Annotated in this window: 11 protein-coding genes; 8 read left to right on the top strand and 3 right to left on the bottom strand. The window is 62.4% G+C overall.

Annotation, left to right across the window (positions count from 1 at the left end):
* Positions 1 to 75 precede the first annotated feature (75 nt).
* Entirely contained in the window at positions 76 to 951 is an 876-nt protein-coding gene (locus tag BM186_RS16285) for a LysR substrate-binding domain-containing protein (RefSeq protein ID WP_074916611.1), read from the bottom strand.
* A 123-nt stretch (positions 952 to 1,074) separates the two neighbouring features.
* Here BM186_RS16285 and BM186_RS16290 point away from each other — a divergent pair, with 123 nt between their 5' ends.
* From BM186_RS16290 to BM186_RS16310, 5 genes are all read left to right on the top strand, one after another.
* Positions 1,075 to 2,244, top strand: a complete 1,170-nt coding sequence (locus tag BM186_RS16290; RefSeq protein WP_074916613.1) for a 2-aminoethylphosphonate--pyruvate transaminase — start codon at positions 1,075 to 1,077, stop codon at positions 2,242 to 2,244.
* 285 nt (positions 2,245 to 2,529) lie between these two features.
* Positions 2,530 to 3,816: an MFS transporter gene (locus BM186_RS16295; RefSeq protein WP_083431616.1), complete on the top strand. Its 1,287-nt coding sequence runs from the start codon at positions 2,530 to 2,532 to the stop codon at positions 3,814 to 3,816.
* A 39-nt stretch (positions 3,817 to 3,855) separates the two neighbouring features.
* Positions 3,856 to 4,683 (top strand): phosphonoacetaldehyde hydrolase, encoded by an 828-nt coding sequence (gene phnX, locus BM186_RS16300; RefSeq protein ID WP_074916617.1) that lies wholly within the window; start codon positions 3,856 to 3,858, stop codon positions 4,681 to 4,683.
* A gap of 58 nt (positions 4,684 to 4,741) precedes the next feature.
* On the top strand, positions 4,742 to 6,262 hold the full coding sequence (gene exaC / locus BM186_RS16305; RefSeq protein ID WP_074916619.1) for an acetaldehyde dehydrogenase ExaC: 1,521 nt from the start codon (positions 4,742 to 4,744) through the stop codon (positions 6,260 to 6,262).
* A 168-nt stretch (positions 6,263 to 6,430) separates the two neighbouring features.
* Positions 6,431 to 6,886, top strand: coding sequence for a GNAT family N-acetyltransferase (locus BM186_RS16310; RefSeq protein ID WP_036998299.1), 456 nt, complete (start codon positions 6,431 to 6,433; stop codon positions 6,884 to 6,886).
* A 27-nt stretch (positions 6,887 to 6,913) separates the two neighbouring features.
* Here BM186_RS16310 and BM186_RS16315 read toward each other — a convergent pair whose 3' ends face one another.
* Positions 6,914 to 8,497: a serine/threonine-protein kinase gene (locus BM186_RS16315; protein ID WP_074916621.1), complete on the bottom strand. Its 1,584-nt coding sequence runs from the start codon at positions 8,495 to 8,497 to the stop codon at positions 6,914 to 6,916.
* Positions 8,498 to 8,611: 114 nt separating this feature from the next.
* On the opposite strand from BM186_RS16315, the gene BM186_RS16320 reads away from it, so the two are divergent.
* The 3 genes from BM186_RS16320 to BM186_RS16330 all read left to right on the top strand — a co-directional run bounded on the left by BM186_RS16320 (position 8,612) and on the right by BM186_RS16330 (position 11,453).
* Positions 8,612 to 9,439 (top strand): M90 family metallopeptidase, encoded by an 828-nt coding sequence (locus tag BM186_RS16320; protein ID WP_074916623.1) that lies wholly within the window; start codon positions 8,612 to 8,614, stop codon positions 9,437 to 9,439.
* A gap of 77 nt (positions 9,440 to 9,516) precedes the next feature.
* Entirely contained in the window at positions 9,517 to 10,044 is a 528-nt protein-coding gene (gene ppa, locus BM186_RS16325; RefSeq protein WP_013717208.1) for an inorganic diphosphatase, read from the top strand.
* A 203-nt stretch (positions 10,045 to 10,247) separates the two neighbouring features.
* Positions 10,248 to 11,453, top strand: a complete 1,206-nt coding sequence (locus BM186_RS16330; protein ID WP_034019487.1) for a tyrosine-type recombinase/integrase — start codon at positions 10,248 to 10,250, stop codon at positions 11,451 to 11,453.
* 143 nt (positions 11,454 to 11,596) lie between these two features.
* Here BM186_RS16330 and BM186_RS16335 read toward each other — a convergent pair.
* Positions 11,597 to 11,832: transposase (locus BM186_RS16335; protein WP_139228017.1), on the bottom strand; the 236-nt coding region annotated here is incomplete at its 5' end.

Consider the following 11,832-nt stretch of genomic DNA (forward strand, 5'->3'; position numbering starts at 1 on the left):
TGAACATGCCCAACAATAGGGCGTGAAGCGATGGCGGCAGGTTAGCACAGCGCCTTCAGGCCGTAGGCACCTGCATCAGATGCCGACGTTCGACCGTACCAATTCAAGAAAGGTCTCGATGATGCGTCGTGAGCTCTGCTCGCGTAGGCACACCATTGTTTCAGTCATGCGCTGGCGGCAATCGAGAATAGGCAATGCATGCAGGCTACGGCTGCTCCCAAACTCTGCAGCCGAGACAATGCCTATGCCAAGCCCGCCAGCAACTGTCTCGAACACGGCCTCGCGCCCCTCCACCTCGATCGCTGAGCGCAGGCGAAGTCCTTCACGCTGGAGCTCCAGTTCGATCAGCTGACGCGTCATTGAACCCCGTTCACGTAACACCAAGGGTTGATCATCGAGATCAGCCAACACAATCGATTCACGCGCAGCCAACGGATGATCGGCGGCGACGAAAGCCAACAAGGGTGAACTGCTCAACACGACACTCACCAACGCCTCATCTTGAATCGGACGGCCGAGTACGGCGAAGTCGGCCTGGTAGGCGAACAACCGAGCCAGCGCCTCGTCTGTGTTACCAGTGACCACGTTGAAGCGTATACCCGGATAACGGTCGTTGAATTGACCGATGAACGGCAACACATGCACAGGCGAATCCACCGCCAGGGTGAGACTTCCGGTCTGCAGTGCACGCGAGCTGGAGAGCAGTTCCTGCGCTTCGGCCGCTACCGCATAGAGGCGCTGAGTGATGCCGAGCAGGCGCTCTCCCAGCTCGGTGAGTTGCACCGTGCGCTTGGTGCGATTGAACAGCAGCACGCCGTACTGCTCCTCCAGCTTGCGTACCTGGTCGGAAACAGCTGGCTGGCTGAGGAACAGGCGCTCGGCCGCACGGGTGAAGCTGCCCGTCTGGGCTACGGCATGAAAGGCCCGCAGTTGGGCGTGGGAGACGGCCATAGGCACCTCTATTAATAAGCTCAGCTTTTTTTTGAAATACTATAAATCGATTTTATTTATTCATCGCCAATTGTTTTGATCGTCTCCAGCGCGGCGTACTGCCGCACCTCACCGGAGACGATCATGAGCAAAGCCGAATTTCTCACCGCCCGCCCCGCCATCGCCGCCCCCGCCCTGGGCGAACCCTACCTGCTGACCCCCGGCCCACTGACCACCTCGCTGACCACCAAGCAGGCCATGCTGCGCGACTGGGGCTCGTGGGACGCCGACTTCAACCGCGTCACTGCGGAGATCCGCCAGGGCCTGCTGGCCATGGCAGGCGTGCACGACGACAGCTACGCCTGCGTCCCCCTGCAAGGTAGCGGCACCTTCGCCGTGGAAGCGGCGCTGGCCACCGCCATCGCCCGCGATGGCAAGGCTCTGGTGCTGATGAACGGCGCCTATGGCAAGCGGGCCACACAGATCCTCGATTACCTTGGCCGCGACTACATCGCCCTAGACAAAGGCGACTATCTGCCGCCACAACCGGAGGAAGTCGCCGAGCTGCTGGAGCGCCATCCGGATGTCACCGATGTGTTCCTGGTCCACTGCGAAACCAGCTCGGGCATCCTCAACCCGCTGCGCGAGATCGCCGATGTGGTCAAGGCGCGCGGCAAGGGCCTGATCGTCGACGCCATGAGCTCGTTCGGCGCAGTGCCGCTGACCGTCGACAAGATTCCCTTCGACGTCATGGTCTCCTCGGCCAACAAGTGCATCGAGGGCATTCCCGGTTTCGGTTTCGTGATTATTCGCCGCGCACTGCTGGAGCAGTCCAAAGGCCGCGCCCATTCCCTGAGCCTGGATCTTCTGGAGCAGTGGCAATACATGGAGCGCACCGGGCAGTGGCGCTTCACCCCGCCCACCCACAGCGTGGTGGCCTTCCGCAAGGCGCTCGAGCAGCACGCCGAGGAAGGGGGAGTGGCCGGACGCCAGGCACGTTACACGAACAACCGCGACACCTTGGTGGCCGGCATGCGTGCCATGGGCTTTCAAACGCTTCTGGAAGACCGCTGGCTATCGCCGATCATCACCACTTTCTTCAGTCCTACTCACCCGAACTTCCAGTTCAAGCGTTTCTACGACGAGCTCAAGGCCCGCCAGTTCGTCATCTACCCCGGCAAGTTGACCATTGCCGAGAGCTTCCGCATCGGCTGCATCGGCCAGATCGACGAACGCATCGTTGGCCAGCTGTTGCGTGCCGTCGCCGACACCCTGGCGGTAATGGGCGTCGACGACTGCAGTCCGGCGAACTGAACCACAGCGCCCAGGCCAACACTGCCATGGGTGCAGACCTGCTGTACGAGACCGGCTGTTGCCCGCCCTGCCAGGCAGGGCAACCCGGCAGGACGCCAAGCCCACCGGGCCTCGATTGATCTGATCCAGACCGTCCGCCAAGACGGCGCCAGAAGTGCTTTGACAACAACAAAAGCAGCCATCCCTTGAACTGCCAGCACATTCAACTCAGAGGTCAGTAACGTGAATCAGACATCCGGTTTTCCCCTGTTCAACCTCGGCAATAACCCTGCTCAGCGTTGGCGCATGCAGATATTCGCCATAACCTGGCTGGCCTATGCCGCCTTCTACTTCACCCGCAAGGCCTTCTCGGTAGCCAAGCTGGGCATCGCCGATGACCCCGACTTCGAGCTGGAAAAGGCCACCATGGCCAACCTCGACGCGCTCTACCTGGGCGCCTACGCCGTCGGTCAGTTCACCTGGGGCATCCTCGCCGACCGTTTCGGCCCACGCGTGGTAGTGCTCGGAGGTCTGCTGATCTCAGCCGTGGTGGCATTGATCATGGGTAGCTTCGCCACTCTGCCGATCTTCGCCACCTGTATGGTAATCCAGGGCCTGGCGCAGTCCACTGGCTGGTCGGGGCTGTGCAAAAACCTCGGCAGCTTCTTCGCTACCGGCGAACGTGGTCGCGTGCTCGGCCTGTGGAGCAGTTGCTATGCTTTCGGCGGCCTGGTTGCCTCCCCCTTCGCCGGCTGGTGGGCCTATCAGGTCTATGGCGACTGGCGCGCGGCATTCTTCTCCAGCGCCATAGTGGTCGCCGGGGTCGCCGTGCTGTTCTTCCTGCTCCAGCGCAATACCCCGCAGGACGTCGGCCTGCCGCCGGTGGAAGACGCCGATGCGCCACAACACGATGACAGCGGTCGCCACGCCAGCTTCGGCAGTTGCCTGAAGACCATCCTCAAGAACCGCACCGTGCTGGTGCTCGGTCTTGCCTACTTCCTGCTCAAGCCGGCGCGCTACGCCATCCTGTTCTGGGGCCCGGTCATGGTCTACGAGCGCATGCCGGAGATCGGTAAGGTCGCCTCGGCCATCGTCCCCACGTCCTTCGAGGTCGCCGGCCTGGTCGGCCCGATTCTCCTCGGCCTGATCTCGGACAAGCTGTTCGGCGCCCGCCGCTTCCCTGCCTGCGTGATCAGCCTGCTGGCCCTGACCGCCTGCCTGGCGCTGTTCGTCCCGGCGATGCAGAGCGGCAGCGTACTGGTGGTAGTCGCCCTGCTGTTCATGATGGGCCTGACCCTGTACGGGCCAGACTCGATGATCAGCGGTGCCGCCGCCATCGACTACGGCAAGGGGACCGCCGGTACCGCGGCTGGGTTCGTCAACGGCTGTGGCTCGATCGGCGCGATCCTCGGCGGCCTGCTGCCCGGCTACTTCGATACCGAAAGCGTGTTCCTGGTATTCACCGGCACTGCCCTGATCGCCACCGCCCTGATGCTTCCCTACTGGAACAGCCGGCCGGACAAGCGGGCCGACAGCCAAACCGCCGCATGCAACCCCAGCTCCCATGTCAGCAACGCCCGCCTCAAGGCCTGAAGCGTCCAACCTTCCCCGCAAGCAACAGGAGTCACTGCAATGAACTATCAGCAACCCCGCCAACTGCAAGCCGCGATCCTCGACTGGGCCGGCACCGTGGTCGACTTCGGCTCCTTCGCGCCGACCCAGATCTTCGTTGAGGCCTTCGCCGAGTTCGGCGTCGAGGTCAGCCTGGCCGAAGCTCGCGGCCCCATGGGCATGGGTAAGTGGGATCACATCCGTACCCTGTGCAACGTGGTGGAGATCGCCGAGCGCTACCGCGCCGCCTTCGGCCGCCTGCCCACTGATGACGACGTCACCGCGATCTACGAACGTTTTATGCCGCTGCAGATCGCCAAGATCGCCGAACATTCCGCACTGATCCCCGGTGCGCTCGATACCATCACCAGCCTGCGTAACCAGGGCCTGAAAATCGGCTCCTGCTCCGGCTACCCGGCGGTGGTGATGGAAAAAGTAGTGCAACTGGCCGAACGCAACGGCTACGTCGCCGACCACGTGGTCGCCACCGATGAAGTGCCCAATGGCCGCCCTTACCCGGCCCAGGCGCTGGCCAACGTTATCGCGCTGGGCATCAGCGATGTGGCGGCCTGCGTCAAGGTCGACGACACCACGCCCGGCATTCTCGAGGGGCGTAGCGCCGGCATGTGGACAGTCGCCCTGACCTGTTCGGGCAATGCCCTGGGTCTGACCTACGCGCAATTCAAGGCTCTGCCTGCCGAGCAACTGGCCAAGGAACGCGTGCGCATCGCCCAACTGTTCGAAGGCTCACGCCCGCACTACCTGATCGACACCATCAACGAACTGCCGGCAGTGATAGACGACATCAATGCCCGCCTCAAGCGCGGGGAAACCCCGCAAGGCGTCTGACAACCTCAGCCGGCAGGCACCGCGCTCGCCGGCTCCCCTAACAAGAGAGGTCAGCATCATGATTTACGCGAAACCGGGTACCCCAGGCGCCGTCGTCACCCTCAAACCACGCTACGGCAACTATATCGGCGGCGAATTCGTCGCCCCGCTCAGCGGCCAGTACTTCAGCAACACCAGCCCGGTCGATGGCTCGGTGATCGCCGAATTCCCCCGTTCCAACGCTGCCGACATCGACAAGGCGCTGGATGCTGCCCACGCTGCGGCCGATGCCTGGGGGCGCACCAGCGTGCAGGAGCGCTCGCACATCCTGCTGAAGATCGCCGACCGCATCGAAGCCAACCTCGAACTGCTGGCCGTGGCCGAAACCTGGGACAACGGCAAGGCCGTGCGTGAGACGCTGAATGCCGACGTGCCGCTGGCCGCCGACCACTTCCGCTACTTCGCCGGCTGCATCCGCGCCCAGGAAGGCAGCACCGCCGAGATCAACGACGGCACCGTTGCTTATCACTTTCACGAGCCGCTCGGCGTGGTCGGGCAGATCATTCCGTGGAACTTCCCGCTGCTGATGGCCGCGTGGAAACTCGCGCCGGCACTGGCTGCTGGCAACGCCATAGTGCTCAAACCAGCCGAGCAGACGCCGCTGTCGATCACGCTCTTCGTCGAGCTGATCGGCGACCTGCTGCCACCGGGCGTACTCAACATCGTCCAGGGCTACGGTCGTGAGGCCGGTGAAGCGCTGGCCACCAGCAAACGCATCGCCAAGATCGCCTTCACCGGCTCCACCCCGGTCGGCTCGCACATCATCAAATGCGCCGCCGAGAACATCATCCCGAGCACCGTCGAGCTGGGTGGCAAATCGCCGAACATCTTCTTCGCCGACATCATGAACGCCGAGCCGGCCTTCATCGAGAAGGCTGCCGAAGGCCTGGTGCTGGGCTTCTTCAACCAGGGCGAGGTGTGCACCTGCCCGTCGCGCGCGCTGGTGCAGGAGTCGATTTACGATGCCTTCATGGCCGAGGTGATGAAGAAGGTCAAACAGATCAAGCGTGGCAACCCGCTGGACACCGAGACCATGGTAGGCGCCCAGGCCTCGCAGCAGCAGTTCGACAAGATCCTCAGCTACCTGGAGATCGCCCAGCAGGAAGGTGCGCAGGTGCTTACCGGTGGCGCCGCCGAGCGCCTGGACGGCGACCTGGCCAGTGGTTACTACATCCAGCCGACCCTGCTCAAGGGTACCAACAAGATGCGCGTGTTCCAGGAAGAGATCTTCGGCCCGGTGATCGGTGTGACCACCTTCAAGGACGAAGCCGAAGCCCTGGCAATCGCCAACGACACCGAGTTCGGCCTCGGCGCCGGCGTGTGGAGCCGCGACATGAACGTCGCCTACCGCATGGGCCGCGCAATCAAGGCCGGCCGCGTCTGGACCAACTGCTACCACCTGTACCCGGCGCACGCCGCCTTTGGTGGTTACAAGAAGTCCGGTGTCGGCCGTGAAACCCACAAGATGATGCTCGACCACTACCAGCAAACCAAGAATCTGCTGGTGAGCTATGACATCAATCCGCTGGGCTTTTTCTAAAGCGGTATGACAGCATCCAGCTCTCAGAGACTGTTAGGGCTGGATGCTAAATCAAACGCTTGCTTTGATTGCGCTTTCAACTGGCTTTGAGGCAGCATCGACTGACCCGCTGGCACAACAGCTGCATCGCCACTCCTGCCCCATTACAGAGAGAAGCCGAGGCCCACCATGCGCATCGTCCAAGCCACCCTGGAGCACCTGGACCTGTTGACCCCGCTGTTCGTCAAATACCGCGAGTTCTATAACGAGCTGCCCTACCCCGAGTCGTCACGCAAGTTCCTCGAGAAGCGCCTGCGCCGCAAGGAGTCGGTGATCTACCTGGCTCTGGCCGATGATGAAGACAAGCTGCTCGGCTTCTGCCAGCTCTACCCCAGCTATTCGTCGCTGTCGCTCAAGCGCGTGTGGATTCTCAACGACATCTACGTGGCCGAGGATGCTCGCCGCCAACTGGTTGCCGACCGCCTGCTGCACACCGCCAAGCAAATGGCCAAGGAAACCAACGCCGTGCGCATGCGCGTGGCCACCAGCCGCGACAACGAGGTGGCGCAGAAGGTCTACGAGTCCATCGGCTTCGTCGAGGACGAACAGTTCAAGAACTACGTACTGCCGATCAATTCCGATTGATCGACTCACAGGCGCAGCGGCTGCCTATCAGCCACCAAGACTGAGCAGCAGCCCCAGCAGCAATGGCAACGTGACCAGGCCCAGCGCAGCCAGGCGTGCCGGCTGCATTGGCACACGCCGCAGCGCCTGACTGCGACGCGCCTGCAGGGGCTGCTGCAATGCCAGCTGAAACTCCGACAGCGCCTCGAAACGTGCCTGTGGCTGTGGCGCCAGAGCCCGGGCGAGCACGCCGTCCCAGCCCTGCGGCACATGCCCGGTAAAGGTCGCCAGCGGCACATAGCAGTGTCCGGGCCTGACGTCACTTCGCGCCGCCTCCGGCCATTGCCCACTCATAAGCCAATAGACCAGCGCCGCCAGGGCAAACTGATCGGCACGACCATCCAGCGCACGGCCGCTGCGCAGTTCCGGCGCCAGCGGTACAGCCTGCTCAGGCAAAGGCTGACGCGCTACACCGGGCAGAATCGCAGCTGCGCCCGGCAGAAACAGCACCCTCCCGTCATCACCGAGCAGAATCTGCCTGGGGTTCAGCCACAGCCCCTGCATGCCACGGCGCTGCAACGAACGCACGGCTGCGATCAGTTGCGTCACCACCCCCATCAGCGTCTGTGTATCCGGCGCGCCATGGGCGGCCACCCAATCGAACAGATTGCGCATGCCGCGGGGCGGCTTGGCCAGGACCAGATACGCGTGACTGCGCGTCTGATGCGGCGACAGCACCTGCGGCAACGCCTGCTGCGGACTGCGCCGCAACGCCCACTCGCGCTGCCAGAAGGCTTCGCCTGCATCTTCCTCGGCGAACCAGAGCACGGCTTCCCGTCCGGACTCATCACGCCCGATATACAGCCGCCCGGGCGGCCCATAAGGACATTGACGCAACAGCGTCCAACCATCGAGCTGCTGGCCGCAGGCGATCTGCGCCAGCGCCGGGCGCGGCGCAGCGGACGGCGCCGGCGTCAGGCACTGGGTTTCCCCCACGCCGAGCAGCACCGCAGCGCCGGGGGCCTGCAACAGCGGTTGCAACCGCTCGCACAAGCCGCCCTGCGCCTGGATACATAGCCCTTGCAGATCACTCACATCGAGCAGCGGTTGCGGCGCCAGCAGCAGATGCTCGCCACAGCTGGGCAACAGATTGTGCTGAACCAGCGCCAGCTCGGCCTGGGCGCCGAGAGCCTGCCCCTCACGACCTGCCAGGATCTGCAAAGCGCCTTTGTCTGCTCGCGCCAGGCCAACACTGCCCGCCTGCAGAAACTGCAACTCATCGCCCTGCATCAGCAGCACACCGGCATGCAAGTCGGCGACGCCCTGCCCAGTCTGCTGCCGGCGAAACAGCTGGAGATTCAGTGCGGCCAGTACCTGGCGCGCCGCCTGGGTTTCACTCCAGCCCTCAGGCGTACAGCGAAAATCGGCGAACAGGGCGTCCAGATGACGCTCCAGGCTTTGCACCACATCGGGGCAGTGGCGTGCCCAAAGCAATACGACCAGCAGCAACGGCGGACGCTGCTGGCGACCGGCCAGCCACATCGCTCGAGCCCGCGCGGCCTGGTGCGGCAAGTCCAGTCCGGTGCCGGACGCCAGCGTGATTCCAGGGTGTTCCAGCAGTTGCAGCGCCATGCTCAGCCCTCCTGCTGCAGCGAAGCTGCAAGGAGCTTTGCAGCCTTTATGCCGACTTGTGGCGAGCGCCTGGCGCCCTTATGGTGGCGTGGTCCTCCCAACGAGCCCGCATGCATGTGGTCCTTCAAGGCCTGGCGCCGTCGTCGCACCCTCGCAAACAACCCTGTAGATCCCGCCCACTGGGCCGAAGTACGCAGACGCCTGCCGATTCTCGATGGCCTCGACGAGCACGAAGAGCAGCTGTTGCGCGAACGCGCCGTGCTGTTTCTGCATGACAAGCACCTGACCGCCCTACCAGGGCTGGCGCTCGGCCCGGTCGAGCACCTGCTGCTGGCCGCCCAGGCGCAGTTGCCACTGCTGCACCTGGGCGATCTGGACTGGTACCGGGGTTTTCACGAAATCGTCCTCTACCCGGATGACTTCGTGAGCCCACAGCGCCACCGCGACGCCAGCGGCATCGAGCACGAATGGGACGACGCGCGCAGCGGCGAGGCCTGGCAGCAAGGCCCGGTGATCCTCGCCTGGCCCGGTGTCGAGGCCAGCGGTGGCTGGGAAGGCTACAACCTGGTGATCCACGAACTGGCGCACAAGCTGGACATGCTCGAAGGCGGCGCCAATGGCCTGCCGCCGCTGCACCGCGACATGCGTGTGCAGGACTGGGCCAAGGCCATGCAGAGCGCCTATGACGCACTGAACGCCGAGCTGGACGCCAATCCTGAGGCGGAAACCGCCATCGACCCTTACGCAGCCGAAGATCCGGCGGAATTCTTCGCGGTGACCAGCGAATACTTCTTCACCGCACCGGATCTGCTGGCCGACGCCTTCCCCGAGGTCTACCGGCAACTGGCCCTGTTCTACCGCCAGGACAGCCTGGCGCGATTGCAGCGTCTGCAAGCGGAACACCCCGACTACAAGGCGGTCGAAAACGCGACCAATGGCTGAGTAGTCCGCCGTAGTAACGCATTGCGAATACGCCTATAATGCGCCCCACTTTTTTGGCCCTCCCTGGGAGTTTCCCCATGAGCTACAGCAAGATCCCGGCTGGTAAAGACCTGCCGAACGACATCTACGTTGCCATCGAAATCCCGGCCAACCACGCGCCGATCAAATACGAAATCGACCACGACACCGATTGCCTGATGGTTGATCGCTTCATGGCCACCCCGATGTTCTACCCGGCCAACTATGGCTTCATCCCGCACACCCTGGCTGACGACGGCGACCCCCTCGACGTGCTGGTCGTGACCCCTTATCCGGTCGCGCCGGGTTCGGTGATCCGCGCCCGTCCGGTCGGCGTACTGCACATGAGCGACGAAGCCGGCGGCGACGCCAAGCTGGTTGCCGTTCCGCACGACAAGCTGACCGTTCTGTACAAGGACGTTCAGGAATACACCGACCTGCCCGCGCTGCTGATCGAGCAGATCAAGCACTTCTTCGAGAACTACAAGGATCTGGAGAAGGGCAAGTGGGTCAAGGTAGAAGGCTGGGGCGGCGCTGAAGAAGCCCGCGGCCTGATCAACAAGGCAGTCGCGGCTTACCAAAAATAAGTCCTGACCACCTCCGAAAAGCCGGCCACAAGCCGGCTTTTTTATTGCCCGAAGAAATCCGACAAGATCCTACAGCACTAGCAAATACAGGCCCTGCAGCTTAGCATTCGTCCTAAGACATCCAGTAACCATCCATAAAATCCGCGACCAAGGTGTGGGTCAAAGTGTGGGTCGAGGGGTGTGGGTTGGAGTAGGAGCGAGTAATGGGCAAGCTGACCAGCAAGACCGTGGAGTCGATAGCCAAGGCTGCAACGCCAGGAAAAACCAATGATGGCGATGGCCTGTACTTCCAGGTATCCAAGAGCGGCGGAACCAGCTGGATCTTTCGCTACAAGCTGGATGGCCGCAGCCGCGAAATGGGGCTAGGCCCCTTTCCGGCCGTCACACTCAGCCAAGCCCGGCAGTTAGCCGCCGATCAACGCAAGCTTCTAGCGTCCGGAAGCGACCCACTGGCAACCCGCGATGCGGCAAAGGAAGCCAAGCGCGAAGCCGAACGCCAGGCTGCAGCACGTCGCACGACGTTCGAAGATCTCGCTCGCGAATACCAACAAGCACACGGCGGTAGTTGGTCTGAGAAGTGGCGGAAAGGCTGGCTGCGCAAACTGGAGCTCTACGCCTTCCCGACCATGGGCAAGTTGTCGGCTGACATCATCAGCACCGAGCATGTGCTTGCTGCATTGCAACCCATCTGGGTAACCAAGACCCGGACTGCTGATGAAATCAGGGGCCAGATCGAGCAAATACTAGATGCAGCCAAGGCTCGGCGCTTACGCGAGGGGGACAATCCTGCCCGCTGGCGCGGACACCTGGACAATTTGCTGAGCAAGGCAGAGAAGAAGAAGGCCAGACAGCGCCAGCACTTCCCAGCACTGCAGTGGAAAGACACTCCGAAGCTGATATCCACCCTGGCCAACATCGATACACGTGACGCCATCGCAACCAGATTACTGATTCTAACCGGTGCTCGTTACCACATGATCCAACATGCTCAATGGTCTGAGTTTGACCTCGAAACTGGCACTTGGGCACTGCCGGCTGAGCGCATGAAGATGCGAAAACCTTTCGTCATTCCTCTATCGCCCCCGGTAGTCGAGATGCTGAATATCATGAATACGACTCATTCAATATATCTTTTCCCTGGGCAAGGGAAGAATGGTGTCATGCATGGCAACGCCATACGCAACCTGCTGCACAAGCTGGGGTATGCAGACATCACGAGACATGGCTTTCGATCGACCTTCCGGGACTGGGCAAACGAATGCACCAACTACCCGCGAGAGGTATGCGAGCTTGCGCTTGCCCATGATGAACGCGACCAGACCGAGGCGGCCTATTCGCGCTCCGACCTTCTGGAGAAGCGCAGGGCACTGATGGCGGAATGGGCCAAGTTCTGCACGAGCAAGAAGTGACCCACAGCAAGCCCAAAGCAGCCGGTAACAACAGACAGAAACCGGCCCAGAGCGTGTGAAAACGCACTGACGCCAGAAAAATCCAACGCCCCGACTGGTTCGGGGCGTTGGTGTTTTTGAAGCATGGAAATGGAAAGCGGGATTTACCCCAACAGCTCGATCAACCGACGGGCACCCATCACATTGATGGCACGCTTCAGGTTGTAGGCGTTGACCGCCAGGGCCATTTCCGTCCGAGCGCCCTGCAGTTGTCGGAGCAGGAAGCGACCATTACCCAAAATCCATTGCTTCAGGTTGCCGAAGGGATGTTCGACGATGGAGCGGCGCCTGACCATCATCTCTGGATGCACCTGCATCCGCTGATGCATGCGTTCGAATG

This window comes from Ectopseudomonas toyotomiensis, from assembly GCF_900115695.1.
Lineage (GTDB): Bacteria > Pseudomonadota > Gammaproteobacteria > Pseudomonadales > Pseudomonadaceae > Aquipseudomonas > Aquipseudomonas toyotomiensis.